This is a genomic window from Baekduia sp. (genome assembly GCF_035318805.1).
Lineage (GTDB): Bacteria > Actinomycetota > Thermoleophilia > Solirubrobacterales > Solirubrobacteraceae > Baekduia.
In genome coordinates, this window is record NZ_DATHDY010000095.1 from 1 (window position 1) to 25,099 (window position 25,099).

Annotated in this window: 26 protein-coding genes, 3 tRNA genes and 2 pseudogenes; 8 read left to right on the forward strand and 23 right to left on the reverse strand. The window is 72.7% G+C overall.

The features are described 5' to 3' along the window. Positions 1-178: 178 nt before the first annotated feature. Positions 179-637, forward strand: a complete 459-nt coding sequence (locus VK501_RS19790; protein ID WP_324340420.1) for a hypothetical protein — start codon at positions 179-181, stop codon at positions 635-637. Positions 638-716: 79 nt separating this feature from the next. Here the strand turns inward: VK501_RS19790 and VK501_RS19795 are convergent, their stop codons facing one another. From VK501_RS19795 to VK501_RS19805, 3 genes are all read right to left on the reverse strand, one after another. Continuing rightward, on the reverse strand, positions 717-1,214 hold the full coding sequence (locus tag VK501_RS19795; protein WP_324340422.1) for a flavin reductase family protein: 498 nt from the start codon (positions 1,212-1,214) through the stop codon (positions 717-719). Between the two features lie 190 nt (positions 1,215-1,404). Further along, positions 1,405-2,325, reverse strand: coding sequence for a type IV toxin-antitoxin system AbiEi family antitoxin domain-containing protein (locus tag VK501_RS19800; RefSeq protein ID WP_324340424.1), 921 nt, complete (start codon positions 2,323-2,325; stop codon positions 1,405-1,407). A gap of 65 nt (positions 2,326-2,390) precedes the next feature. After that, positions 2,391-2,696 carry a hypothetical protein gene (locus VK501_RS19805; RefSeq protein ID WP_324340426.1) on the reverse strand — a complete coding sequence of 102 codons (306 nt, stop codon included), beginning with the start codon at positions 2,694-2,696 and terminating at the stop codon, positions 2,391-2,393. 118 nt (positions 2,697-2,814) lie between these two features. On the opposite strand from VK501_RS19805, the gene VK501_RS19810 reads away from it, so the two are divergent. Beyond that, complete coding sequence (locus VK501_RS19810; RefSeq protein ID WP_324340428.1) at positions 2,815-3,228, forward strand: cytochrome c; 414 nt, start codon at positions 2,815-2,817, stop codon at positions 3,226-3,228. Positions 3,229-3,261: 33 nt separating this feature from the next. Then, complete coding sequence (gene serS, locus VK501_RS19815; RefSeq protein ID WP_324340430.1) at positions 3,262-4,527, forward strand: serine--tRNA ligase; 1,266 nt, start codon at positions 3,262-3,264, stop codon at positions 4,525-4,527. Here the strand turns inward: serS and VK501_RS19820 are convergent. The 9 genes and pseudogenes from VK501_RS19820 to VK501_RS19855 form a co-directional block, all read right to left on the reverse strand. Beyond that, complete coding sequence (locus VK501_RS19820; RefSeq protein WP_324340432.1) at positions 4,488-4,880, reverse strand: STAS domain-containing protein; 393 nt, start codon at positions 4,878-4,880, stop codon at positions 4,488-4,490. The two genes, serS and VK501_RS19820, sit on opposite strands and share 40 nt — an antisense overlap. Positions 4,881-4,953: 73 nt before the next feature. Beyond that, a complete protein-coding gene (locus tag VK501_RS19825) occupies positions 4,954-6,381 on the reverse strand; it encodes a discoidin domain-containing protein (RefSeq protein WP_324340434.1) in 1,428 nt (475 codons plus the stop codon). A 264-nt stretch (positions 6,382-6,645) separates the two neighbouring features. Further along, positions 6,646-9,801: a M36 family metallopeptidase gene (locus tag VK501_RS19830; protein WP_324340436.1), complete on the reverse strand. Its 3,156-nt coding sequence runs from the start codon at positions 9,799-9,801 to the stop codon at positions 6,646-6,648. Positions 9,802-9,879: 78 nt separating this feature from the next. Next, entirely contained in the window at positions 9,880-11,148 is a 1,269-nt protein-coding gene (locus VK501_RS19835; protein ID WP_324340438.1) for an ArnT family glycosyltransferase, read from the reverse strand. A gap of 35 nt (positions 11,149-11,183) precedes the next feature. Next, positions 11,184-12,920, reverse strand: coding sequence for a methyltransferase domain-containing protein (locus tag VK501_RS19840; RefSeq protein ID WP_324340440.1), 1,737 nt, complete (start codon positions 12,918-12,920; stop codon positions 11,184-11,186). Between the two features lie 130 nt (positions 12,921-13,050). Further along, positions 13,051-13,299: a PspC domain-containing protein gene (locus VK501_RS19845; RefSeq protein WP_324340442.1), complete on the reverse strand. Its 249-nt coding sequence runs from the start codon at positions 13,297-13,299 to the stop codon at positions 13,051-13,053. Positions 13,300-13,377: 78 nt separating this feature from the next. Continuing rightward, a complete protein-coding gene (locus VK501_RS28820) occupies positions 13,378-14,001 on the reverse strand; it encodes a dihydrofolate reductase family protein (RefSeq protein WP_349261044.1) in 624 nt (207 codons plus the stop codon). Between the two features lie 60 nt (positions 14,002-14,061). Then, a pseudogene (locus tag VK501_RS28825) lies at positions 14,062-14,652 on the reverse strand (alpha/beta fold hydrolase); the annotation flags it as partial. A gap of 251 nt (positions 14,653-14,903) precedes the next feature. Further along, on the reverse strand, positions 14,904-15,071 hold the full coding sequence (locus tag VK501_RS19855) for a hypothetical protein (protein WP_324340446.1): 168 nt from the start codon (positions 15,069-15,071) through the stop codon (positions 14,904-14,906). An 822-nt stretch (positions 15,072-15,893) separates the two neighbouring features. On the opposite strand from VK501_RS19855, the gene VK501_RS19860 reads away from it, so the two are divergent. Continuing rightward, positions 15,894-16,376, forward strand: a complete 483-nt coding sequence (locus VK501_RS19860) for a hypothetical protein (protein ID WP_324340448.1) — start codon at positions 15,894-15,896, stop codon at positions 16,374-16,376. Positions 16,377-16,457: 81 nt separating this feature from the next. Here the strand turns inward: VK501_RS19860 and VK501_RS19865 are convergent. From VK501_RS19865 to msrA, 5 genes are all read right to left on the reverse strand, one after another. After that, positions 16,458-16,544, reverse strand: a tRNA-Ser gene (locus tag VK501_RS19865). A 13-nt stretch (positions 16,545-16,557) separates the two neighbouring features. Further along, positions 16,558-17,907 (reverse strand): hypothetical protein, encoded by a 1,350-nt coding sequence (locus VK501_RS19870; RefSeq protein ID WP_324340450.1) that lies wholly within the window; start codon positions 17,905-17,907, stop codon positions 16,558-16,560. Beyond that, a complete protein-coding gene (locus VK501_RS19875) occupies positions 17,904-18,665 on the reverse strand; it encodes a hypothetical protein (protein ID WP_324340451.1) in 762 nt (253 codons plus the stop codon). The genes VK501_RS19870 and VK501_RS19875 overlap by 4 nt, the downstream gene beginning before the upstream one ends. After that, positions 18,662-19,201 (reverse strand): RNA polymerase sigma factor, encoded by a 540-nt coding sequence (locus VK501_RS19880; RefSeq protein WP_324340453.1) that lies wholly within the window; start codon positions 19,199-19,201, stop codon positions 18,662-18,664. Before VK501_RS19880 ends, VK501_RS19875 begins: the two co-directional genes overlap by 4 nt. A gap of 42 nt (positions 19,202-19,243) precedes the next feature. Continuing rightward, positions 19,244-19,912: a peptide-methionine (S)-S-oxide reductase MsrA gene (gene msrA / locus VK501_RS19885; RefSeq protein ID WP_324340455.1), complete on the reverse strand. Its 669-nt coding sequence runs from the start codon at positions 19,910-19,912 to the stop codon at positions 19,244-19,246. 77 nt (positions 19,913-19,989) lie between these two features. Between msrA and VK501_RS19890 the strand changes: the two genes are divergently transcribed. Together VK501_RS19890 and VK501_RS19895 are read left to right on the forward strand one after the other, a co-directional pair. Beyond that, positions 19,990-20,079: transfer RNA gene (locus tag VK501_RS19890), tRNA-Ser, on the forward strand. A 60-nt stretch (positions 20,080-20,139) separates the two neighbouring features. Further along, positions 20,140-20,213 (forward strand) — tRNA-Arg (locus VK501_RS19895). 209 nt (positions 20,214-20,422) lie between these two features. On the opposite strand, the gene VK501_RS19900 is transcribed toward VK501_RS19895, so the two are convergent. The 3 genes from VK501_RS19900 to VK501_RS19910 all read right to left on the reverse strand — a co-directional run bounded on the left by VK501_RS19900 (position 20,423) and on the right by VK501_RS19910 (position 21,900). Beyond that, complete coding sequence (locus VK501_RS19900) at positions 20,423-20,545, reverse strand: hypothetical protein (RefSeq protein ID WP_324340457.1); 123 nt, start codon at positions 20,543-20,545, stop codon at positions 20,423-20,425. Positions 20,546-20,577: 32 nt separating this feature from the next. Beyond that, positions 20,578-21,177: a hypothetical protein gene (locus VK501_RS19905; protein ID WP_324340459.1), complete on the reverse strand. Its 600-nt coding sequence runs from the start codon at positions 21,175-21,177 to the stop codon at positions 20,578-20,580. 207 nt (positions 21,178-21,384) lie between these two features. After that, a complete protein-coding gene (locus VK501_RS19910; RefSeq protein WP_324340461.1) occupies positions 21,385-21,900 on the reverse strand; it encodes a hypothetical protein in 516 nt (171 codons plus the stop codon). A gap of 281 nt (positions 21,901-22,181) precedes the next feature. On the opposite strand from VK501_RS19910, the gene VK501_RS19915 reads away from it, so the two are divergent. Beyond that, positions 22,182-22,460, forward strand: a complete 279-nt coding sequence (locus VK501_RS19915) for a hypothetical protein (protein WP_324340463.1) — start codon at positions 22,182-22,184, stop codon at positions 22,458-22,460. A 252-nt stretch (positions 22,461-22,712) separates the two neighbouring features. Here the strand turns inward: VK501_RS19915 and VK501_RS19920 are convergent, their stop codons facing one another. The 3 genes from VK501_RS19920 to VK501_RS19930 all read right to left on the reverse strand — a co-directional run bounded on the left by VK501_RS19920 (position 22,713) and on the right by VK501_RS19930 (position 24,914). Next, entirely contained in the window at positions 22,713-24,002 is a 1,290-nt protein-coding gene (locus VK501_RS19920; RefSeq protein WP_324340465.1) for a tyrosine-type recombinase/integrase, read from the reverse strand. 1 nt (position 24,003) lies between these two features. Next, positions 24,004-24,303: a hypothetical protein gene (locus VK501_RS19925; protein WP_324340467.1), complete on the reverse strand. Its 300-nt coding sequence runs from the start codon at positions 24,301-24,303 to the stop codon at positions 24,004-24,006. 329 nt (positions 24,304-24,632) lie between these two features. Beyond that, entirely contained in the window at positions 24,633-24,914 is a 282-nt protein-coding gene (locus tag VK501_RS19930) for a hypothetical protein (RefSeq protein ID WP_324340469.1), read from the reverse strand. A gap of 44 nt (positions 24,915-24,958) precedes the next feature. On the opposite strand from VK501_RS19930, the pseudogene VK501_RS28990 reads away from it, so the two are divergent. After that, positions 24,959-25,099: pseudogene (locus VK501_RS28990) on the forward strand (IS256 family transposase); the annotation flags it as partial.

Consider the following 25,099-nt stretch of genomic DNA (forward strand, 5'->3'; position numbering starts at 1 on the left):
CCTGATAGGTGGTCGGCGTCTTGGGCTTGGGTCCGAGGAAGCTGCCGGCCGTGACGAACAGCGCGCCGACAAGCGTCCCGAGACCCAGGAAGACGATGGCTGGAAGGTACGTCCGGAGCACTCGACCTCCGTTGTATCACCTACTTGTAACTTGCTGCCACAAAGTGGCGCACGGCACTTGCAGACGACCGACGTGATCGACGTCGCGCACGGCTTCGCCCTGGCGGTGGCGATCACGAACGCCGTCGCGGGCCTCGTGTCCGCCCTTCTGTGGTGGCGCGTCGACCCGCGGCCGTACGCGTGGATACTGATCCGGATCGGTCAGGCGGCAGCCGTCGGACAGGCCGCGGCGGCCGGCGTCCTGGCCGCGACGGGCCTGCAGCCGAAGGACGACCTCTATTGGTTGTACGCCTTGCTGCCGGTCGCGGTCGGGTTCGTCGCCGAGCAGCTGCGGCTGGCCTCGGCGCAGATCGTGCTGGACCATCGCGACCTCGACGACGCGCAGGCCGTCGGCCGGCTGCCGGCCGACCAGCAGCGCTCGGTGGTGCTCCAGATCGTCCGGCGCGAGCTGGGCGTCATGTCCGCGGCGGCGCTGGTGATCGCGTTCCTGGCGCTGCGCGCGCTCGGGACCGTCTAGGGGGAACACTGGCCCAGGGGGCCAGGTTCCCTTGCGGGTGTTCGCCCAGGGGGCGAAACCCGCGGCGGTTGGGGACCCACTACCGGTCTAGGACGAACCGGCCGAAGCGGCCGCGGAAGTACACGAGCGGCTCGCCGTCGGGGTCGCTGTCGAGCTGGGTGATGCGGCCGATGCCGATCGTGTGGTCGCCGGCCGGATGCAGTGCCTCGAGATCGCAGGCCAGCCAGGCCAGGGCGTCGTCGAGGACGGGCACGCCGTGGGCGACGGTGTGCGTCACGGACTCGAACTTCTCCTCGGCGACGCGCTTGGAGGCGAAGACCCGCGCCAGGTCCTCCTGGCCGGCGCGCAGCACGTTGACCGCGAAGCGGCCGGCGTCCGCGACGACCGGCAGGGTGCGCGACGCGTTGTCGAAGCAGACGAGCAGCAGCGCGGGCTCCAGCGACAGGCTGCTCACGGCGCTGGTGGTCAGGCCGGCGGGTCCCTCGGAGCCGTGCGCGGTCACGATGGCGACGCCGGCGGCGAAGCTGCCGACCACCTCGCGGTAGCGGACGGGATCGACTGCGGGCGTCGCCTCCATTGGCTCGGAGACTAGTGGGCGAGGCGAGACGTTCCTGCGCGACCCACTGGACCGTGGGGCTGCGCGCCGAAGCAAGGGACGCGGGCGCCGACCAGGTTGCCGCCGTATCGAGTGCGATCGCGTGAACGACGTGTGAAGCGATCGAAATCGAGGCCGGCGCCCGCGTCACGCGTTCAGTTCGCGACAGACGTCACGATCCCTGCTCGGAGGCGAGCAGCGAGGCGAGGTCCGCGGCGACCGCGTCGGGATCGCGCGCGACCTGCCGGTCGCTGAACCGCGCCACGCGCCAGCCGGCGCGCAGCAGCGCACGATCCCGGGCCCGGTCGTCGTCGAACGCCGCGCGGGTGCGGTGGTAGGCCCAACCGTCGACCTCGACGATCAACCGGTGGGAGGGCCAGCGGAAATCGACCTCGCGGGTGCCGTCGTGGCGGTTGACCTGCGGACGCGGGAGCCGGCGGTCGAGGCAGAGCTGGAGCATCGCGGCCTCAAGGTCGCTGCGGGTGGGCGTGGTGCCGTAGGTGCGGAGGTCGTCGAGGAGCGCGGTGAGCGCGCGGCGGCCGGGGCGCCTCGGGTGAGCCTCGAGGACGCGCTCGATCTCGCTGAGATCGAACAGCTCGAGCTCGTCGGCGCGCTCTACGGCACGGCGCAGGTGGTGGGCGGGGACGACGGCGGCGAGGTCGAGGAGGGTGCGCGGCGGCGTGGTGGTGGGGATGGCCGACTCGGTCGCGATCTCGTTCGGTGGGAGATCCACGGAACGGTGGACGCGGACCCCGGCGCGCTCCTTCTGGCCGCCGTCGCCCGCCACCGTGACCTCGACGAACGCCCCGCTGCGCGGCCGCATGCCCCACAGCGCGGCGGCGCTGCGATGGCTCAGCACGGCATCGTCCCCGCAGCTGAGGACGACCGCCAGGACACGTCCCTCCGGCCGCAGCTCGGCATGGCCGAGGGCGTAGACGCCGCGCTCGACGCCGATCAACCGCTTCATCCGGATGCGGTAGTCGATGGCCTTGCCCCCGAGGCCCAGCCGCAGCAGCTGCCGCCTGGCGACCAGGCCGTGCTGTCGGGCCGCCAGCCGGCGGATCGCTTCATCGATGGCACTCTGACCTCCCATATGGAGGGTTAAGTGCCGTCGATGGAGAAACTCGCCCCCCCGGCGGCGCGCGCGGCGCGCGCCGGCTACCTGGCGACGACCTTCAGCTCGCCGTACTGGCCGAGGTCGTCGTGGTTGCCGATCGTGCAGGTCAGGCGGTACTTGCCGGGCTCGAGCGTGATCGGCGCCTGCTCGGAGCCGTGCTCGCCGGGATGGAGCGTGTCGGTGCGTCCGTACTGCTTGGCCTCCTCGCCCGTCACGTGCTCGAAGGACTCGATCGCGAGGTTGTGGGTGAGGCGTCCGGTGTTGGTGACGACCAGGTGGATGCGGCCCGCCGGAACCTCGAAGTTCTCAGGGCGGATGCGGTACTCGTCAAGGTTGATTTCGAGCACGCCGTCCCGAGCGTGGGAGTACGACGGTCCGCCGCCACACCCCACGAGGGTCGCCGCGCCCAGAAGGAGAAGGGCGGGGAGCCTGCGCATGAAAGGGTCACGTATGATGCCCGGCCGCATGCCTCGCCGTTTCCTGCTCCCCCTGACCGCTCTCGTCGTCGCCGCCGGCGCCGCCACCGGCTGCGGCCAGGAGAAGAACGACGTCAAGCAGCCGGGCGTCATCAAGGGCGTCCCGGCGGAGTACGAGGTCGGCGCGAAGCTCTTCGTCGAGCGCTGCTCGGCGTGCCACAACCTCGGCATCGTGGGCGCCGAGGGCGGCGCGCTGAAGGTCAAGGGTCGCGAGCGCGTCGACGGTCCGAACTTCAACGTCCGCAAGGAGGACCGCGAAAGCGTCCTCTACGCGATCCGCAACGGCGGGTTCTCCGGCGCGATCATGCCGCAGGACATCGTCGTCGGGAAGGAGGCCGAGCAGGTGGCCGACTTCCTGGCGAAGTACGCGGGACATGGGAAGTCCAAGAACGCCCGCAACTGACCGGGGCCGTACCGGCGGATAGGCTCCGTCGCCGTGCTCGACCTCCGTCTGATCCGTCGCGACCCCGACGCCGTGCGTGCCGCGCTGGCCCGTCGCGGGGACGCCGACGTCGGCGTCCTGGACCGCGTCCTGGCGCTCGACGTCCGCCGGCGCGAGATCCTCCCCCGCGTCGAGGGACTGCGCGCCGAGCAGAACGCCGCCAACCAGGCCATCGCCGCGGCCAAGAAGTCCGGCGAGGGCGCCGACGAGGCGATCGCGCGGATGCGCGAGGTGGCCGCGGAGGCCAAGGCGCTGAACGAGGAGCTCGCCCGGGTCGACGCCGAGCTGACGCCCACGCTGGCGCAGCTGCCGAACCTGCCCGAGGAGTCCGCGGCGCCGCAGGACACGGTCATCAAGGAGGTCGGCGAGCCGTGGGTCCCGTCCTTCCCGGTCCGCGACCACCTCGAGCTGGCCGGCGAGCGCATCGACATGGAGCGCGGCGCGCGCCTGTCGGGCTCGCGCTTCGCCTACATCCGCGGCGACCTCGCGCGCCTCGAGCTCGCGCTCGTCTCGTGGACGATGGACCTGTTGAGCGGCCACGGCTTCGAGCCGGTGATCCCGCCCGTGCTCGTCCGCGAGGAGGCCCTGTACGGCACCGGCTTCCTGCCCGACACCGAGCAGCAGATCTACCGGCTGGCCGACGACGACCTGTACCTGGCCGGGACGTCGGAGGTCGCGCTGGCCTCGCTGCACGCCGGCGAGATCCTCGAGGGCGACTCGCTGCCGCTGCGCTACGCCGGCTACTCGCCGTGCTTTCGCCGCGAGGCGGGCGCCGCCGGCAAGGACACGCGCGGCATCTTCCGCGTGCACCAGTTCGACAAGGTCGAGATGTTCAGCTTCGTCGAGCCCGACCGCTCACGCGAGGAGCACGAGCGCCTGCTGAGCATCGAGGAGGAGATCCTGACGACGCTCGGCATCCCGTACCGCGTGGTGAACATCGCGGTCGACGACCTCGGCGCCAGCGCCGCCAAGAAGTACGACACCGAGGGCTGGCTCCCGAGCCAGCAGCGCTACCGCGAGCTGACCTCGACGTCCAACACCACCGACTACCAGGCCCGTCGCCTGGATATCCGCTATCGGTGGGCGGCGCGCCGCGCCAAGCCCGAGACGCTGCACACGCTCAACGGCACCGCGGTCGCCGTGGGCCGCACGATGATCGCGCTGCTCGAGAACGGCCAGCAGGAGGACGGGTCCGTCGTCCTGCCGGAGGCGCTGCGGGGCTACGGCATGCCGGCGTCGCTGCCGCCGGCCGCCGCCTGAACCTGGGCGAGCGCCGGCTCGACTCCGGCATGGATGTCGAACGTCGAGTCCAGCCGGGTGATCTCGAAGAGGCGCAGGACCGTCGGGTTCGTGCACACGACGGCCATGCGCCCGCCCGCGCGCGTGACGCGCCGCAGGGCGTTGAGCAGGACGCTCAGGCCGGTCGAGTCGATGAAGATGACGTCGGTCAGGTCGAGCACGAGCGCGGTGTGCCCGGATTCGATCGTCGCGGTGAGCTGGCCGCTGAACTCGGGCGCGGTGCTCACGTGGATCTCGCCGGAGACGCCGACGACCGTCGTGCGCTCGTCGACGTCGCGCTCGGTGACTCGGAACCTGGGTTCGGCGAAGGACAAGGGGGCGGACGGGGAGGGGACGCTCCGTCGCGGCCTAGCCTCCCCGGTCAGCGGCGACGCGTCAACTTCGGGGTCAGCGGAACTTGACCCAGCGGTGCACGGTGGTGCGGCGCTTCTGGCGGTCGACGGCGCTGGCCGTCAGGCGGACGGTGACCGTCTTCAGCTTGGCCTTGCGCAGCAGCTTGACCGTCGCGTTGGGCAGCGTGAGCGTCCAGCTTCCGAGGCCGGCCGCGACGGTGCTGCGCTTGAACGTCATCGCCGTGCGCCGCTTGGCGTGGATCCGCTTGGCGGTGCGGGCGGTCAGGACCATCTTGGCCGTGAACGTGCACTTCGACGCGCACGCGATGCGCGTCGGCAGGTCGATCCCGAGCGGGGGGTCGAACGTGATCAGCGGCTTGCGCTGTGGTACGGCCTCCACCAGCGCGCTGGGATCGGTGATCCGCACGTCGAGCGACGCGGTCCCGAGGGCGCCGCGGAAGTCCCGCGCGCCGACGGTGACGTGGTAGACGCCCGGCCCGGACCACACGTGGGCCACCGCTGGGCCGTTGGTGGCCTGGTCGTAGCGCCCGTCGCCGTCGAAGTCCCAGAGGTAGCGCAGGATCGAGCTGTCGGCGTCGGTGAACGAGGCGCGCAGCCGCACGATCCCCTTGATGTAGTTGCGCTCCGCACCCGCCGAGACCGTGCCCGCCGGCGGCTGGTTGGGCCCGACGCCGAAGACCTGCAGCTCGCGAACGTCGATCGTGGGCGACGCGGGGTCCTGCGCCGAGAGCAGCTGGAGGCGCACGTACCGCACGCCGCCGGCGTTGACGGCCGGGCTCAGCATGGTGGCGGCGCCGCGCGCGTCGGCGCCGAGCTCGCCCTCCAGCGCGGTCGCCCACGAGGCGCCGTCGCCCGAGGTCTGCACGCGATAGCGGCCCAGCGCCGCGCCGGCGGCGTGGTCGCACGCGCTCGTCGGGTCGAGCACGAGCTGCCGGACGTCGATGGTCTGCGGCAGCGTGACGGTGAGCGCCGGGGGATCGTCGGCCGGGCGGGTCGCGGAGGCCGACCAGCCGGTCGCGCGGTCGTTGTCGACGGCGGCGGCGGAGGCGCAGCCGGGCACGCTGCCGTCGTTGGCGCTCGCGCTCGCGCCGCCCGCGGGAGTCGCCCAGTCGCGGTGCAGCGGGACGTTCTGCGTGCCGAGGTCGGTCGCGGGCAGCGTGACACCGCCGACGGACTTGCGGTCCCAGCCCGCGGGGCCGACCACCGCGAGGCTGCCCGTCGTGCCGGGATCGAGGCCGGTGAAGAGGAAGCGCCCGGTCCCGTCGGTGGTGACCTGCGGCGCCGGGGACGTCGTGCCGTTCCAGGTGACGGAGGAGCCGTTGAGGCCGAGGCCGGTGTCGGCGTCGGTCACATAGCCGTTGAGGCCGTGGCTCGTGACCGCGCCCGCGGGCGCGGTCGCCGCCAGGGCGGCTGCGGCGGCCAGCAGCAGGGCCGTGACGGTGGTGCGGGGTGACATCGGCATCAGGGTCCCTCCTCTCGGCGCGCGCCGTCCTGGCGCGGCGGTGAGCCTACCCGCGCCGGGCGCTCGCGCCAAGGGCGCAGGAGACAACCCTGTTCCCTCGCGCAGGTAGGGCCTAGAGCTTCAGGGTGAGCGCCTTGGCCTTCTTCGCCGCCGTCGTGCGGGTGCCCGTGGACGTCACGGTGGCGGTGAGGCGCACCGTGACGCGGAGCTTCTCGACGTGCCGCGCGCGGAGGCGCCTGCGGGCGTCGGCGGTCAGCGTGACGCTCAGCGTCCGGGTGCCTTTGACCGTGCGGGGGCTAGCCGCCCGGCCGTCGCGAAGCGCAGCCCGTGGCGGCGCCTGGTCCGGGCGTCGACGGTCAGGGTGCCGCCGACCCTGCACGCGTCCGGGCAGGTGACCTTGACGCGCACCCGGCCCTTGGCGGCGGTCGACGGCACGGTGAATGACGGACGCGCCGTGATCCTGGGGCTGGGGAACACGGGCGCGGGCGCGGGGATGCCGGCCGGCGGGGCGTCCGCGCCGGGCGTCGCGCCGCCGGGCTCGGGCAACAGGGTGCCGTAGACCTCGAGCTCGGAGACGTCGATGAAGTCCGCGCCGCTGCCGCCGGGCGCGTCGCTCAGCGGCGACTTCAGCATGAGCCGGACGAACCGGACGTTGCTCGTCGCGGCGGTCGGGGCGATCGCGTTGAGGCGGTGGCGATCGGCGGCGGTCAGCTCGCCCTCGGCCGCGGTCGTCCAGCTCACGCCGTCGGGTGAGGTCTCCAGGCGGTAGCCCTTGAGCGACGCGCTCGCGCCGTCGCCGCACGTGTTCGTCGGGTTGATCGCGAACTGGCCGACCTCGACGGCGCGCGGCAGCTGCAGCACCGCGGTCGGGACGCGCCGCTGGGCGGGGTCGGCGTCGGCCACGTGGTTCTCCGCCGACCAGCCCTTGCCCTGCGACTGGTCGATCAGCGACGCGACGCCACAGCCGAAGGGCGTCCCGGTGTCGTCGTTGGTCGACACGATGCGCGCGCCGCCGGCCGTGGCGGCCCAGTCGCGGCGCAGCTGGACGTCCAGCTGGGCGGTCTGGTTCGCGGCGACGGTGGCCCGCAGCGAGGCGCGGTCGTAGCCGGCGGGCGAGCGGAAGCCCACCTTGGCGTAGGTGCCGGCCGGCACGCCGGCGATCGTGTAGGCGCCCGCGCCGTCGGTGAGGTCTGCGAGGTACGTCTCGAACGACGGGTCGGTGGCCAGCCCGCCGATGCCGGCGGCGACGTCGGCCAGCGGCGCGCCCGTGGCCTCGTCGGTGACCGTGCCGGCGATCTGCCCGCTGACGGCGCTGGGGTCCGGTGGCGCGGTGAAGTCCTCGACGGGCACGGTGTCGCTGCTGTCGTCGTCGGCCGCGTAGAACCCCATGCCGCGCGAGCGGAACGCCTCCCAGATGAGGTCGCGGTTCGCACCGCCGCTGGCGTTGCGGTCGGCCGCGAGGATCGCGTTGCGCATGTCCAGGTAGGACGGCTCGGCCGGCGACAGGCGCATCGCGTCGGTGACGATCCTCTCGGCCGCATCGGAGCCGGCCAGAAGCCCGAGCCGGCCGACGAGCGCCTGGCGCAGCTGCCACAGGGTCTGCACCCAGATCTCGCCATCGGCATGGACCTCGGGGCCGGAGCTGACCTTGCCGAAGTCGCCGAAGGTGTAGCCGCCGCCGGGACACGCGGTGGCGTTCGTCGAGCCGACGGCGCAGTCGATCGCCTGATGGCGGATGGCGTGGGCCGGCTGGTCGGTGTAGCGCCCCATGTCGATGTCGCCGTCGATCCCGGGGACGTCGGTCTGCAGCAGCTGGCGCACGAGGTAGTCCTCGGCGTACCAGTCGCCCCAGCCCTCGCCCAGCGCGCCCGACTGCGGGGTGTTGAGCGCCTGCGATCCGTCGTCGTTGGTGACCAGCCGGCTGGAGAGGCCGTGCGCGTATTCGTGGTAGAGGACCGCCGCGTCGTCGCCGCCGTTGATGTCGCGGAGGTTCGGGGCGAGGGGATCTGCGGCGGTGGCGCGGCCGAACAGGTACATCTGCATCGTCGGCGACTGGCCGTCGGGCGGTGTCGCCATGTTCGCGTTGTCGAGGTGGTGCGCGTCCGGGCCGGGACCGGCGGTGTTCGCTCCGTCCAGCGCGTTGAGGTTCACGGGGTCGGCGCCCTCGAAGTTGCCGGAGGCCGCAGTGAAGCCGATCGGTGCGCCGGCCAGGTGGTCGTGGAAGTCGTTGGCGTACCAGAAGGTCTGCGTGACGTTCTGGCCGAGGTTCAGCGTGGAGCTGCTCGGCACGGAGTGGTCCCACGCGCAGACGTGCGTGGCGTCGCAGGCGCCGTCGGGGCGGTTGTTGTCGGTCAACGGCGGGTACGCGGCCGGGACGACCTCCTCGCCGGGGCCGGGCTGGTTGTCGTCGTCGAGGTCGGCCCAGGCGTGGACGTTCGGGCCGGTGAGGGTGGAGGCGCCCGGGGTGAGGTAGCCCTCGATGTCCACGGTGTTCTGCGTGCCGCCGACGAGCGCGCCGGGGTAGTTGCGGTAGATGTCGACGTTGGTCACCGACTTGACGAGGTTCGCGCGGTAGAGCACCTCGCCGGTGCTCGCGTCGACCACCGCGTCGTACCAGCGCGTGCTGGTCGCCTGGTAGGTCAGGTGCCAGGCGAGCCGCACGGTGCGCGCGCCGAAGAGCGTGAGGCGAGCGACGTCGCCGGTCGAGAACCGCGTGGTGTGGCGGGCGTCCTGCTCGGCGCCCGTGACGGTGACGTCGCGGTGGCTGCCGGTCTGGTCGGCGAGGCGCCGCAGCGCGTCCAGGGCCGAGAGCGGCGGCGCCGCGGGAACGTCCTGCGGAAGGTCGCTGCGCGGTGCGCCGGCGACCGAGACGACGCGGCCGGCGTGGTCGACGGCGACGCGCAGCCCGCCGTCGAACGACGGGATGCCGCCGACCTGCTGGGCGAAGCCCACGACGGTGAGGCCGCTGGAGCTGCGCTCCTGGCCGCTGACGCGGAGGGCGTCGACGTCCGGTGGATCGAGCCCGAGCGCGGTCGCGTTGTCACGTGCGTAGGCGCGCGCGGTCGCCGCGGGGGCGGCGCCGGAGGGCGCGGTGAGCGCGCCGTCGAGCCGCGTGAGCTGGCGGACGCTGCCGGTCAGCGGATCGGTGTCGAGCACCGCCTGGGTCCCGAGGTCGCCCGTCAGCGCGCCACGGGCCTCCTCGACGCGCGCCGCGGTGCGTCGCGAGCGGGCCGCGATCCCGGTGTCGGCACCGGTGGCGGCCGCGTGGTCGCGCTCGGCGAGGCGGACGTCGAGGAAGCGGTCGGCGGCCGTCGGCGCCGGCTCGGGCGGCGCCGCGAGGGCGGCGGCGGGCGCGACGGCGAGGGCCAGGCCGGTGAGGGCGGCGATCGGCGCGCGGCGGACGAGCGGACGGCGGTGCACGGAGGCTCCCACGCGGGCGCGCGCCCCGCGGCAGGCGCTCGAGCAGTGGCGCGACCTTAACGCGGCACGGCGCCGGAGTCACGCGCTGAGGTCTGTGGGGCGCCGGCGTGCCGTCGTGAGAGCGACCGCGGCCAGGAGCACGACGAAGGGGTCGATCGCCGCTCGGTAGCGCGGCGTCTCGACGGCCAGGAACACCACGCTCAGGAACATGAGCGCCGGGACCGCCCACAGGAAGGGCGGCGCGCGCCGCGCCCGCGACGTCGCGGCCCCGGCGAGCGCGAAGATCGCGAAGGCCCAGAAGCACACCACCCCGGCGTCGGCCCACCGGTGCTCGATGCTGATCGTCGCCGCCGTCGCGCGCCAGCGCCGGCGCCCGTCGAGGTCCAGCATCCGGGCGGTGTTCCAGAAGCCCACCTCGGCGACGTAGAACGGGTGGTCGGAGGCATAGCGCAGCGCCGCGGTGCGAAGCCGGTGATCGAGCACGGGCTCCGGGGTCGTCCGGACCTGCCGCCACAGCGGCGCGTACTGCGGGACGTGCTTGATGCTGCGCCACGCGCCCGGGTTGGCCGGATCGGTCCGCGCGGCGTCGTTGTAGGTGCCCGCCAGCGAGGAGCCGAGCTGGGTGGAGACGGGCACGAAGGCGTGGACCTCGCGCGCGTTGCGGATCGTCCAAGGGGCAACGGTCACGACGGCCGCGGCGAGCAGTGCGGCCGGCGGCCCGAGCGAGCGGCGGGTCCACCGCGGCCGTACGTCCCACACGGCGACGGCCAGGGGCGCCAGCAGGATCAGCGCGTTGGCGCGGGTGAGGATCGCCAGGCCGGCCAGCGCACCGGTGAGCACCGCATAGCGATATCGATGTCGTGACCGCCGGTAGGCCAGCGCGGCGACCACCGCGCCGAGCATCGCCAACACGAACAGCGGCTCCGACATGACCGCTCCACCGAGCGTGATCAGCGGCACGTACACCGCACCCAGGGCCGTCGCGACCAGCCCCGTCCGCCGTCCCCAGAGCTGCGTGCCCAGCGCCCCGATCAGCGCCACCACGCCCGTGCCGACCAGCACCTGCGCGACGCGCGCTCCACGCACCCGGCGCGCCACGTCCGCATGCTCGAGGCCGGCCAGCCGGTAGACGCCGGCGAGGAAGTAGGGGTAGCCCGGCGGCCGGAACGCCGTCGGCCGGCCGTAGGCGACGTGGCGCGAGTAGCCCTCCCCGACGGCGATCGACTGGGCGTGGAGCTCGTAGTCGCGGGCGTCGTGGCGCAGCTGGTAGCTCGGCGTCGCGTCGAGGTAGAGCAGGCGCAGCACGAGCGCCAGCGCGAGCAGCGTGCCGAACGCCGCGCCGGTCACCAGTCGGTCTCCATGCAGCCGTGACGGGGCCGTCTTCATCCGGCCCGGACCTCGCCCGGGCGGTGGCCGGCGTCGCGTGCGCCGGTGGCGTCGATCGGGGCCAGCCGGGCCGCCGGGTGGCGCAGCAGCGTCCACCGCGCGCGCGGACGACGATCGAGCGCGAACCGGGCGAGGACGCGCAGCGTGCTGAGGCCGTAGCGGACGCTGCTGGGCAGCCCCACGCTCGACGCCTCCCGGAAGTACCGCGTAGGGATCGGGATCTCGCTCACGCGCGCGCCGCGGACGAGGACCTGCGCGAAGATCTCCTGATCGAACACGAAGTCGTCGGAGTTGCGCAGGAACGCGATCGTCCGCAGCAGGTCGGCCGAGAACGCGCGGTACCCGGTGTGGTACTCCGAGAAGCGCATGCCGAAGACCCGGTTCTCGGCCGACGTCAGCAGGCGGTTGCCGATCCACCTCCAGCGGGGCATCCCGTCGGCGACCGCATGGTCCTCGAGCAGGCGCGAGCCGATGACCATGTCGGCCCGGCCGCTGACGATCGGCCGGACCATGTCGGCTACGAGCGCCGGGTTGTACTGGTCGTCGGCGTGCACCATCACGACGACGTCGGCGCCGTCGAGCAGCGCTCGCGCGTAGGCGCTCTTCTGGCTCGCCCCGTAGCCGCGGTTGGCCGGATGGCGGAGCACGTCCAGGCCGAGCGCCACGGCGACGTGCGTGGTGCCGTCCGGGCTCGCGTCGTCGATCAGCAGCCCCCGGTCGGCGGCGCGGGGGTCGAGCTCGGCGGCCACCGTCGGGAGTGTGCGCGCCGCGCGATAGGCCGGCAGGACGACGTGGACCGCCGTGCGGCCCCCGCGATCGCTCAGCAGCGGCGCGGCTGGGCGCTGCACCGCGACGCGGTGGGCGAGCACCACCGGCTCGTCGTGCAGGGACAGGCTCAGCGACGCGGAGGCCGGAAGCCGGTCGGCCAACCGCGCGACCGGCCGGCGCAGCGGCCCGAGCCGCTCGGCCAGGCCCGCGACCCAGCGACGGACCGAGAAGGTGCGCACGAGCGGCACGTCGGTCGAGACGACGAGCCCTGCCGCGCTCAGCAGCTCGCGCACCGTGCGCCGGGGCAGCAGGACGGTGTGGGCGGGCACGTAGCCCCACCAGCGCGCACCGGCCAGGCGCGCCGTCGGCGACGACGGATCGGGCGTCACGACGCACAGGACGCCGCCCGGTGCCAGCAGGCGCGCGGCCTGCTCGATGCCGGCGACCGGGTCGTCGAGATGCTCCAGCACGTCGCCGAGCACGACGACGTCGAACCCCTCGCGCTCGTCGAACGCCTCGAGTGCGACGTCGCGGACGTCCAGCCCGAGCACCTGCGTCGCGTGGCGGGCCGCCCACCGCGACAGCTCGAGGCCGACGACGGCGTAGCCGCGGCCGCGCGCCTCGTCGAGCAGCAGCCCCGGCCCGCAGCCCACGTCCAGCAGACGGCCCGCGGCGACGTGGCGACCGATCAGGTCCAGCAGTCGCCCGGCGGTCGCCCGGCGCCCGGCCTCCTCGTCGAGATAGGCCTCGTCGCGGCCTTGGCGGTAGAGCTCGTGCAGCCGTGCGCCGGTCGGCAGCGCGGGCTGCTGCACCGAGCCGCACTCCCGGCACACCAGAAGGTCGCCGTGGCGCCGCGGCTGGTGGTCGGACGGCGCGAGCGCCTCCGGACCGGGAACGCCCGGGGCTCCGCGGACGTGCAGATCCAGGACGCCCGAGCAGACTCGGCACAGCGACGGCGGGCGCATGCTGACGCTCGCCCGTCAGCCGGGCGCCGGCTCCCCGGCGAACGGGCAGCTGGGTCGCATGGGTCGCTTCTGCCCGGAAACGGGAGCGCGCAAGCCAGGCGACCGATGAGCTCGGCGCGCCGGCGCGGTCTCACGCGGTGGCGACGGCGTGCGATCCGGAGGCGGAGGCGGGCGCGTCGCTGTCGCGAGGCGCGAAGGCCAGCAGCGCGAGGTAGGCGATCAGGCCGGCCCCGCTCAGCAGCGTGGTGACGACGAAGCCGACGCGGACGAGCAGCGGATCGAGGTTGAAGTAGTCGGCGAGGCCCGCGGCCACGCCACCGAGCTTCTTGTCGGTGGTCGAGCGGGTGAGGCGACGCGGGGAGGAGGAGGTGGAGTTCATGCTCTACAGCGTCACGCCTCCTGTGGCTTCGCACCATTGGGGATGACCCGGATGAGGGCCTGGGGATGATCCGGATGGTCAGGCGGGAGGCGACGGCGTCCGCCCGTTGGGTCCGGGTGCGCCGAACGGGGCGCCCGCCACGCGCCGGTAGCGGAGGTAGACGACGCGCGAGCCGAACGTCTGCGTCTCGACCAGCTCCAGGGCGATCCGCTCGTCGGCGGCCGGGAAGTACGGCGTGCCTCCGCCGAGCACGACCGGGCTGACGAAGAGCCGGAACTCGTCGACGAGACCCAGTGCGATGGCCGCGGAGGCCAGGCCGGCGCCGCCGATGGCAAGGTCCTTGCCCGGTTGCTCCTTCAGCCTGGCGACCTCTTCGGCGACGCCGTCGCTCGCCAGCCGGGCGTTGCCCTCGACCTTGCCGAGCGTCTTGGAGAACACGATCTTGGGCAGGCTCTGCCAGATGTGCGCGAACTCGAGCACGGGCTCGGCGGCCGAGGGGTCCTCGTCAGCGGTCTCCCAGGGCAGCATGTCCTCGTACAGCCGCCGTCGCCGCCGTCCGAGGAGGTGTGCGCCGACGTCGAGCGTCTGCTGGTTGTGGAACCGATGCAGCTCCTCGTCCGGGGCCGACCAGTCGATCGCGCCGTCGGGCCCGGCGATGAAGCCGTCCAGCGAAACCCCCATCGAGTAGATCAGCTTCCGCATCATGTTCCTCCTTGGGCGCGCAGCCAGCCCCATGTCTACCGGGCAGGCGTCGAGGACCGAGATATGGCCGTCGTCGGGTCGCAGCCACAGCTCAGACCCTCGACAGCTGCGCAACAGCCAGTCCGCATGGGCCGGCGGCACGACCCGATCCGCACCGCCCTGCACGATGAGGACGGGTGCGGCGATCTGCGTCACGTCGAAGCCCCAAGGAGCGACGAAGGCGAGGTCGTCGTCGATCAACCCGTCGGGCCCGGCGGCGGCCGCCCGCCCCGCGTCCGCACCCAACGACGACCAGGCACCGTCCAGCGCCGCCCAGTCGGCCGGCGTGAAGCTGCTCTCGTCGAACTGAGCGGACGCCTCGTAGCGCTCGCGCGCTCCGCGTCCCGCGACGGCTGCGCGCAGGCCCCAGTCGGATGCCATGCCGGCGAACCAGTCGAAGCTCTCGGTGGACGGCGCCAGGCCGGCCAGGCAGACCGCGCCCACCACGCGGTCGCCCAGCAGCGCCGCGCACGCGAGGGCGTGCGGGCCACCGCCGGAGGCGCCCATCACCGCGAACCGGGCGATGCCCATCGCGTCGGCGATCTGAAGCTTGTCGATCCGTGTCCACGGCCAGCGGCAGATCGTGCGGAGCGCCACCTTGCGTGCCGGCACGCGGGCGCAGCTCAGCGGAGGACTCTGTTAGCTGAACTCCCAGGCGCATCGTCGTCCCGGCCGGGCCGATGCCCGGGTCGGAACGACGAGTCTTGTTGCCGCTCAGGCTCCGCCGACGGAGAAGGCAGACAGCGAGTTGCCGGGCGTCGTCAAGCCGCGCCGGACCTGTGGCGACCCATTGACGATGTCAGGCCAGGTGAGACTCGCCGGAGAGCCAAGCGAGCCTCACCGAGCGTCTGGGTGCTGAGTGCCTACTTGCAGCCGGGCGTGTTGGTCGTCTGGCCCGGCGGGTGGCACTTGGCCCCTGCGTCGTTCGGCCCCTTGCTGCTGTTGCCGGGCCCGAAGTCCGGGTCGGCGAAGGCTGATGCGGGGATGCCGAGCGCTCCTACCGTGAGCGCGAGAGCCATAATCCTGCGCATGGCTCACCTCCTTGATTGGACCGCTCAAGGCTACACAGTGCTGCGCGAAGGCATCAACAGCCGTGTCACCCGATGGACCCGTTCAGCGGCTTGGCGCTCAAGCATGATCGGGCCGGGCGCGTGGAGCTGCGGCCGCAGAACGATTCGCTGGTGCGGATTTCGGCGGGCGTCGCCGGTCTGCCGCCGGCGCCGGGGCGCGGGTCGTTCCGCGTACCAGACGAACGGCACTTAGACGTTGCATCTCAACGTCCAAGTGCCATTCATCTCCCCGGCCGCGGCCTCCACGCCGCGGCCGTGGCGGCAGACCCCGGTGCGGAGCGCTCCCTCCTGCTCACTCGTCATCGCCCCCGGACCACATTCCGCGCACCGACCGCGCCGGAGCGGAGCGCCCCCGAACCACGCCGGCGCCGGTGGGCGGGTCGTTCAGGCGCGAATGGCGAGTCCCGCGAGACGGATGGCGACTTGACGTTGCATCTCAACGTCAAATCGCCATCCGCCTTCCCGGCGCCGGCCTCCACGCCGGAGTGGGCCCATACGCCGCGGCCACACCGCGCCAAACAGGCCCACCCCCTCCACGGCCGTGGCGGCAGACCCTCGGCGCGGAGCGCCCCCTCCTGCTCACTCGTCGCCGCCCCGGACCACGTCCCAGGCGGCGACCGCGCCGGAGCGGAGCGCGGGCTCTCGGCTTCCTCCGACGGCGGCTGCTGGCCGAGCCCCGCGAGCCCCGGTCGCCAACGCTGTGCGACCGATGCGACTGCTCGCCGCGTCCAACGAATGTCCATCCGGTTGTGATCTTTTGGCATCCGGTGTGTTGTAAGGGGCATGAACAAGACCGTTGTGATTCCTGCGCTCCTCGCCGTCGGCGTATTCATCGCGCCCGGCGCGGCCGGAGCCAAGGGCAAGCCCGAGCCTGCCGGCAAGTCCGAGGCAGTGCATGGCAAGTCGCACAAGTGCACGGCCCACAAGGTTGGCTACGTGGTGTCGGGCACGCTCGCGGCGCCCGCCACCCTCACGCAGACGGCCGGAGCCGAGACGCCCGCCGACACCTCCGATGACCGCTACAGCGGCACGCTGTCGGTGACCGTCACGAAGACCAACAACCACGCCAAGGGCGTGACCAGCCCGCAGACGTACGTGCTCTCCGACATCCGCTTGCGCGACGGTGTGACCGCGACGCCGCCCGCTGGGACGGCCGTCAAGGTGATCGCCAAGATCACCAAGATCTCCAAGAAGTGCGACCAGACCGGCGCCGGCATCGTGACGCCGCGCAAGGCCACCCTCACAATCCCCAAGACGACCGCTTAGACTTAGAGACGCTCGCGGGCTCTGGCGCTGCTGGCGCCGGACCCCGCGGCGGTAGGCCGGCACCATGCGGTCTCGACCCAGCGGAGGGGGCGGGATTCGAACCCGCGATCGGGTTGCCCCGACTCCGGTTTTCAAGACCGGTGCATTCAACCGCTCTGCCACCCCTCCGGGGTGACGAAGGCTATCCGTGGCGGCGGGGCTTCGGGGCGCGGACGGCGGGCGGTGGCTGCGGGAGCGCACTGGGTGGCGGAGCCGCGAGCCCGCAGGGCACCTGGACGAGCAGCGGCGGGACCGGCCGCGTGCGCGGGCCCGGGGCGGGCACGGCGGGCGCGAAGACGGAGCGGCCGAAGTACGGGCAGATGCCGCCGTCGGCCGGCGAGACGCGGACGACGCCCTTCGGCGGGGTGCCGCAGCGCGTGCGTCCCGAGAAGGCCGTCCAGGTCAGCGGGTGGACGTGGGGCGTGCCGTCGCCGCCGGTCCACACCACGTAGCGCTGCTCGGGCCGCTTCGTCCGCGGGACGACGAAGGCGTAGCCGTTGTCCGTGACGTCGGCGCGCACCGCCGTGCCGTCGGCGCTCGTCAGGAACGCGGCCGGCACGCCGTCGGGCACGATGCCGCTGACGCTCAGCATGTCGTGGCCGGGGCCGCCGCACGGGTCGATATCGACCTGCTCGCGCCCGCGGACCAGGTCGCCGAAAGTGCCGCCCGCGCCGGCGGGCGCGCCGCCCGTGGCGACGACGGCGAGGCCGGGCTGCGGCTTGCGATCGGTGGGCGCGGGGGTCGGCGCGACGGGCGCGGGCGCGGCGGGCGGGACCGTCGCGGGCCTCGTCGGTACGGGCGCGGTGGTCACCGTCGGCGCGGCCGCGGGCACCGCCGGGACTGCGCTCGGCGCCTTCGCGCGCGGCGGGCTGACCGGGCGTGCTGGCACCACGCGCGCGTACTTGCCCAGCGCCTGCACGAGGCAGCCGAAGCGTGCGGGCGAGTCGTCGACGTCGCGCACCGGGACCACCCAGGCGCGGCCGCCGTCCGCGGTCGTCCGCAGCAGGCGGGCGGCGGTGGGGTCGAAGGGCTCCAGGCGGCGGTCGCGCAACGCGGTCAGCGCGTCGGCCGGCAGCTCGTCAGCGGCGCCGCGGTCGCGCCGCAGGACGCCGAACGCGTCGAGGAGGTCCTGCGGGACCGGCTCGGCGGCCGGGGGCTTGGCCGCCGGCGCGCAGGGCGCGGGCAGCGGCGCGCCGCCACGCGCGGCGTGGAGGGCGCGCAAGAGCGGCATGACGTGCGTGGTGGCGGGCCGCGCGGCGCGCACGCGCTCCCGTGCCGCGGCGGCGCGCGCCGCTCGGGCCCGATCCTGCCGCTTGGCCGGCTCGGCGTCGTCGGCGAAGGCGGCGAGCGCCCCGACCAGCAGGGAGACGAGCGCGAGAGCGGCGACGGCGGGCAGGGTCAGGCGGTGGCGGGACGGCATGGTGGTCGGGGACCTCCGGTCGGGCTGGGCGTCGTCGTTGCTGCGCGCGGGATCCGGCGGCGTGACGGTCATCGGTCGCACCGCCCGCCGTCGCAGGTCAGGATCGAGTTGTTGTTGGTGTCGGTCACGGCGACGTGGGCGACGTCGCGCCCGCCGTCGAGGGCGACGACGAACACGCGCAGGCCCGCGGGCAGGTGGCCCTGCTCGATCGCCCGGGCGTCGACCGGCGTCGCCGCGACGTGCTCGGTCCGCGCTGCGCCGCCGCCGTAGGGCCGCGAGGTGACGCTCACCATACGGGCCTCTGCCGGCAAAGCGCCGAAGGCCCACGTCTTGCCCGACACCGGGTCGTAGTAGGTCTGGACGCGGCGCGCCGCGAGCGCCTGCGGGGACGCGCCGGACTGCCGGGTCGCGACGTCGCAGCGCGCGCCGGCGCCGCCGCCGGGGACGGTCAGGAACAACCCAACGGCCTGGACCGGTCCGTAGCGACAGGTCGTCGCGCTCAGGCGCCAGGCGACGTCGCGCTGCGTGCCCTCGCCGACGTAGACCGGCGTGCCTCCTGCGCCCGGGACCACGGCGTCGTGCGGGCGCAGCTGCGCGGGCAGCGGCGGCGGGTCGGGCGCCCAGACGGCGTCGCGCGTGGCGATCGCCGTGGGCACGAGCGCCAGCGCGGCAGCCGCCGCGGCGACCAGCCCGCGACGGCCGACGCGCAGCCGCAGGCCCAGCACGCGCGGCCGCGGCCACGCGTGCCGCCTGCGTGCGTCGGCGGCCCAGGCGTCCTGCAGGGCGCCGCCCAGCTCGTGGAGGATCTGGTCGGGATCGCGGCCGCTCACGCCGTGCCCTCCATGGCGGTGGCAAGCGTCCGCAGCCCCCGGGAGACGCGGGCGCGCACGGCGTCCTCGGAGATGCCTAGGCGGCCGGCGATCGCGGGGTAGTCGAGCTCGTCGACGATGCGCAGGCGGACGGCGTCGCGCTGCTCGGGGGAGAGGTCCTCGAGCGCGACGGCCAGCGTCGCGCGCAGCGAGCCGAGCTCCGCGAGCTCCTCCAGTCGCTGCAGCTCGTCGGGCGCCAGCTGCGGCGGCTCGACCTGGAGGCGCCGCATCGCGGCGCGCTCGGCGTGGCCGCGGCGCAGCGTGTCGGCGAGGACGTGGCGGGCGATCCCCCACGTCCATGCGGCGAGCGCCCCGGGATCGGCCGGGTCGCCGCTGAAGCGGCGGCGGGACTCCCACGCCCGGGCGTAGGTCTCGCCGACGAGGTCGACGGCCTGCTGCGCGTCGTAGGTCCGGCGCGTCAGCCAGACGAGCAGCCGGCGCGCGTCGCGCCGGTAGGCGGCGGCGAGGAGCTGTTCGTCGAGCGCAAGACGGGCCACGCGAGGATCTTCGCGCGGCCCGCCGTTCTGTGACGCAGGCGGCTAGGCCTGCGCCTCGAGCCCGACGCCGATCGGGCAGCTGACGCCCGTGCCGACCATGCTGCAGTACCCGTTGGGGTTCTTGCTGGGGGAGAGGTACTGCTGGTGGTAGTCCTCGGCGTAGTAGAACGGCCCGGCGGGGGCGATCTCCGTGGTGATCGAGCCCTTGCCGGCGCGCGCCAGCGCGTCGCCGTAGCGGCGGCCGGAGAGCTCGGCGACCTTGGCCTGCTCCTCGCCGACGGTGTAGATCGCCGAGCGATACTGGGTGCCGACGTCGTTGCCCTGGCGCATGCCCTGCGTCGGGTCATGCGCCTCCCAGAAGGCCTTCAACAGCTCGTCGTAGGAGATCTTGGTGGGGTCGAACGCGACGAGGACGGCCTCCGTGTGGCCCGTGCGGCCGGAGCACACCTCCTCGTAGGTCGGGTTGGGCGTGGAGCCGCCCTGGTAGCCGACGGCGGTGGAGTACACGCCGGGGAGCGTCCAGAACGCGCGCTCGGCGCCCCAGAAGCAGCCGAGGCCGAAGTACGCGACCTCGATCCCCTCGGGGAACGGCGGTGCGAGCGGGGTGCCGAGAACGGTGTGGGCGGCGGGCACCGGCATGGTGACGTCGCGACCGGGCAGCGCGTCAGCGGCGCTGGGCAGGGTCGCCTTGGTGCGAGAAGAGAAGAGCATCTGCTTCAAGGTATCGCCGGGGCCCCGAACGTTACGGGGCTTCCGCGCCCCGAACCCCTACACTCACGCGATCCCTTGGAGAGGTGGCCGAGTGGCTGAAGGCGCTCCCCTGCTAAGGGAGTATGGGGTTTAGAGCCCCATCGAGGGTTCGAATCCCTCCCTCTCCGCTTCCCGTCGCCCGGCCTGACCGCACCACGCGCGGGCCGGGGCTAGACTGGACGATCACTGCGCCCGTAGCTCAGCTGGATAGAGCGTCGGTCTACGGAACCGAAGGTCAGAGGTTCGAATCCTCTCGGGCGCGTCACGGAAACCCTGCTAATCGCGGGGTTTTCGCGTTTCCGGGGAGAGGCCCTTTTCGGCCGGGACCCCGTAGAGACCCCGGGGCTCGAAGTGCGAAAGCGCCCCGCGGCAGGTAGGCTCTCTGAAGTGCGAAAGCGCCGCGCCCCTAGTTCACTAGGCCGGGAGCACGACGCCACGCAGGACGGGTGGGCGGCTATCTAGCCGCCCTTCCTACTTCTTGGACTCCTTGACGGTCGTCTTCGGATGGGTCTTGCCGTACTTGGGGTCGACGTAGCGACCGGTGATCGCCGAGCGGTACGGCCCGGCGGGCTTCTTGGGGGGCTTAGCAGCCATGTGTTCACCTCCTTCCTGCGAATAGGGGACAGTCATTCCCCGTCTGAACCGCCAGACGGAAGTTGGCGAGGCTGATCGAAGACCAGGGCTCGGATGAAGTTCGTCAGCCGATCTGCGTCGTCGCGGTCGAGCTGGGTCGGAAGGTGAAGCTGAGCGAGCTGGCCCGACTTCAACGGGAACGGGTACGCGATGAGGGCGGGTGAGGCCGGGGGCAGCGGCGCGGGGGACGGGTCGGACGCCGCCTCGGAACCGCGTGGCACCTTGGACTTCGACCCGTTCTCGGTCACCGGGCGACGAGCGCTGGCCTTGACGGCCGGTCTCCAGTTCGGGTCAGCCAGGTAGCTGCGATACGCGTCGATCGCCTTGCGGAAGCGCGAGCGGTAGGCCGCAAGGCTGTCGGCCGTGTACTTGCCCATCGCGCGGTTCTCGAAGCGGCCCAGGTACTCGTCAACGTCAAAGGTGCGCACGTCCAACTCGCCGAACTCATCGCCCTCAACGACGGTGAAGACGTTCTTAGCCGCCGACTTCCACGGGTTGATCGACCCAGCGGTGCCGTAGCCCTTCGCGATCATGAAGTCCATGAAGGCCATGAGGCCCGTGGCCGTCCCCGTCGCGATATCTGGTGTTGCCATCAATACTCCTGTTCGGTTGAGTTCTCTTGACGCGGAGCATTGAAGCATGCCCGCCAGACGACTTCACGCCGAACGAGTAAAGCGTTCCGAACAGACGATCCTGACGCGAGTTCGGAATTGCGACTCGAAACGCGCGGCGCGGACGCGGCGAAGCCCCGCCGGGTCACGTCGGGGCTTCGGAACCTGCGAGACGTGACGAGCGGTGGTCTAGCGGCGTAGCGCGTACTCGCCGGAGCCTGTGAACGTGCGAGCGAGGTCGAGGACGTGGCGCTCGAGCCGCTCCTCATCCTTCGCCGCGCCGGGCCACGGCAACTCCCGCCACTCCCGGCGGCGGCTCATCTCCAACTCACCCGTGAACCGGCTCAGGGCTTCGGGCGGCTGCTGCTCGATTTGGACGATGGCCCACGCGACCAACTCCAGGAACATGATCCGGCGATTGCCGACCGATCGGTCGTACAGGGCTTCGGCGCTCGGCCGTCCGCCGGGGCCGAGCCACCCCGCAACCTGAGGCCCGAGGTCCGCGACCTCGTGGCAGATGCCTGCGACCTCCGCGACGAGATTCGAGTCCGGCTCCTCGCGGCCGTCGAGCGCGGTGAGGACGCCCTCGACCGGAGTGTCGAAGGTCCCGGCGATGCACATCAACTTGTTGAGCGCCTCCGACAAAGCCCGATCCTCTCGGCTCTGCTTGGGCTTGGACTTCTTGCGCTTGATGAACGTGGGCATAGGGGTTCCTCCCGTATGGGGACGGCCGAGCGCAGCGCGCTCGGCGGGGTTTGATGTGGGCCGGAGCATCGCCCCGGCCGCTAGGACGACACCGAGGTTGCCGCCGGGAAGCGGGGCCGTCAAGAACCCCTAGTTCTTGGTGGTCGCTGCCGGTCGATGGCGGTCGCTCCGCGAGGAAAGTTGGCGCGTCGCCGCGATGCGCAGCGGTTTGCACCGAAGTCTCTGAGTCTGCAATAGTCGCGCGGCTGACAGCACTTCAACGCTGAACTCGAAGGCAGGACATGGCGAAACCGCAACGCGGATATCGAACGATTCGCTTCCCCATCAAGAGCGGTGAGGCGGCCGTCTACACCAGCCCCCGCACAGCGGACGCGCTTGAAGACATGGTCACGAACGCTTCGCTCTACGACGGCGTAAAGCTGATCCAGGTCATGGAAGCCGTTTACGCGCAGGGACGGAAGGACGGGGCGCGAGAAGCCTTCGACCAAATCGACGGACAGATCGAGTCCATCAAAAAGTCCATTCCGCACCGGGCTCCGGGTCGGCCGAGGAAGCCATAGTCTCACCAGGAATTTGGCTCAGCTGGTAGACCCGGTATCCCCGCCTCGACCGGGTGCCCATCACCAGGAATGCCCTGTGGGCCCCACCCCCGGGTGGGTGCCCGGCTCGGCTCGCGGGCGCCGACTCCGGCGGCGTCGCCCGCCAGCGCCTCTGCCACGCCTCGCCGCGCCTCGCGGGCGGGGAGGCCCAGCCCCAGAGGGACGGCCAGGTGGCGGGCGGGCGTCGGCGTAGGAGCGGCCCCGCCCGGCGGGCTACTCCGCCAGGCGCAGGGGCACGACCTTCGGCGCGGCGAAGATCGCGCCACCCACCGCGTCCGCGAGCGCGGCGTCCACCGAGGGGACGCGCTTGCCGTAGAGGTCGACGGTCGTCGTGATGTTCTCGTGGCCCAGCCGCTCCTTGACGAGCGCGAGCGACGGGTTCGCCGCGAGCGAGAGGGCCGCGCAGGTGTGGCGGAGGTCGTGCCAGCGCAGCGCCTGGAGCCGGGCCGGCAGCGTCGCCGTCACGACCGGCCGGAAGACGCGCTTGTAGAACATGTTGTGCCGGACTGGGTAGCCGCGCGGCGTCACGAAGAGGAGCCGGTCCGGGTCGGAGGGGTCGTCGGTCCAGTGGAGGTCGGCGGGGTCCTCGTTGACAGCGCGAGCCACCGCGTAGCCGCCGGGAGCGCGGACGCCCGTCCCCTCGACCATCGCCCCGAGCGTCGGGGTTAGGCCGCTCGGGATCGACAGGCGCCGCCGGGACGCGGCCGACTTCGGCGGGCCGACCATCAACTCCTTGTCGTTGGTCATGCTCGCGGCCGAGGAGTTGATCTCCTTCAGGGCGTAGCGGACGGTGAGCTCGCCGTGGAGGAGGTCGATGTCGCGGCGCCGCAGCGCCCATAGCTCGCCCGCTCGGAGGCCGCAGGAGCCCGCGACGTAGGTAGCCACGCGGTAGTGCTCGGGCATCGCCTCCGCGAGCGTCCGTAGCTCCGGCCCTTCGAGGTAGAGGTGGGAGCGGCGGACGCCCGCGCGCTTCTTTGTCGGGAGCTTCACCGCGTCGCAGGCGTTCGTGGCGACGTAGCCCGGCTGGACCGCGAGCCGCATGAGCGAGTTGAGGACCCCGAAGACGCGGCGGACGGTGTTGGGCGCGCGGACGGCGCCGATCTCATTGACGAAGCGCTGGACCGTCTCGGCGTTGACGGCCGCGACCTTCACCCGCGCGAACCGGCAGGGCCGGCTGGGGTGGATCGGGTCGCGGTCGCCGATGATCCAGCGCGACAGGATCGCCTCGTACCCGGCGCGCGTCTTGGGCTCCAGGTTCGTCCACGTCTCGCGGAGGTCGCCCGCGAGGACGCTCAGCGCGACCTCGCCCTTGCGCGGGTCGGCGTAGGCGCCCCGGAGAACGTCGGAGTCCATCCGCGTCACCCGGCGCTCGGCCTCGCGCTTCGTCTTGTGGTTGGACTCGCGGCGGCGGGCGTCGCTCGTGTCGTCGGCCGGGCGCCAGCGCGCCTGCCAGATCGTCGTGCCGTCCTTGCGCTTCCCGCGCGCCCGCACGTGGCCCGGCATCTCACGCCTCCTTCGTGGTCGCGGGCTTGGCCGGGGTGGCGAGCGCGTCGGCGCCGTATGTCTCGCGGATCTTCTTCGCGAGGTAGCCGGTCGCCTTCACGTTCAACTCGGCGCCGATCTGCTTCATCGTCCGGCCCTCGGCGCGGAGCGCGATCGCGCGCTCCGTGAGAGCGGCGTCGATGAACCCGGCGGCGGGTGCGGGTGCGGGAGCGGGGGCCGGAGCGGGCTTCGGGGTGGCGGTCTTGCGCGCGGCGGGCTTCTTCGTCGCGGCGGTCTTCGGGGCGGTGGTCTTGCGGGGCATTTCGTCCTCCAAGTAGTTGAGTAACAAAGTCAACTACCGTAGTGGTACATGTTGCCGATTCCAACCACGCCGGGGTCCCGTTCGGGGTCCCGGCGTGGCCGGTTGCGGGGAGGCACATCACCGCATGGGTGAGAGGGGTTGCGACGTTCGGTCCGCGTATCCGGTCCGGCCTACGCGAGGCGCCCGAGCACATCCGCGAGCGTCGCGAGCGCAGCGACGTAGACCGTCGTGCGCGGGTAGTTCCTGATCCACGTTATGTCGTCGCTCCGAGGTCGCGAGGGTCCCGCCAGGGCAGGCGGGCTCCGGAGCGACGTACGGCCCGGCGGGCGCTAGAAGCCGGGACGGTCAATCTTCCCGCGTCGCTTGCGAAGTGCGTCCAGCCGTTGATGGGCGGCTTCGTCGAGCTGGAGCTCCAGCGCGCTGAGCAGCCGCTGGCGCCAGTCGTCCTGCCACGCTTCGATCTCCTCGACCAGGCGTTCGAGCTCGGCCGGTGGGAGACCGTAGCGGCCCGAGTCGGGCCCCGCCTCGAGGCGGGCGAGCAGGGCGTCCTGACCATCCTGGCCGGCTTCGGCGTAGGCGACGGGCAGCAGCTCATAGACCTCGCCGTGCACGGGCTGTCCAGCTCGGATTTCGGTGGGGCGTTGACGCAGTTCCTGACCACGCCCAAGCCGCGGCCAACGTGTTCGCCGCCGACTACGGCACCAAGTGGCCCAAGGCGGCCGCCAAGATCACCGACGACCTCGACGTGCTGCTGGCCTTCTACGACTACCCCGCCGAGCACTGGATCCACCTGCGC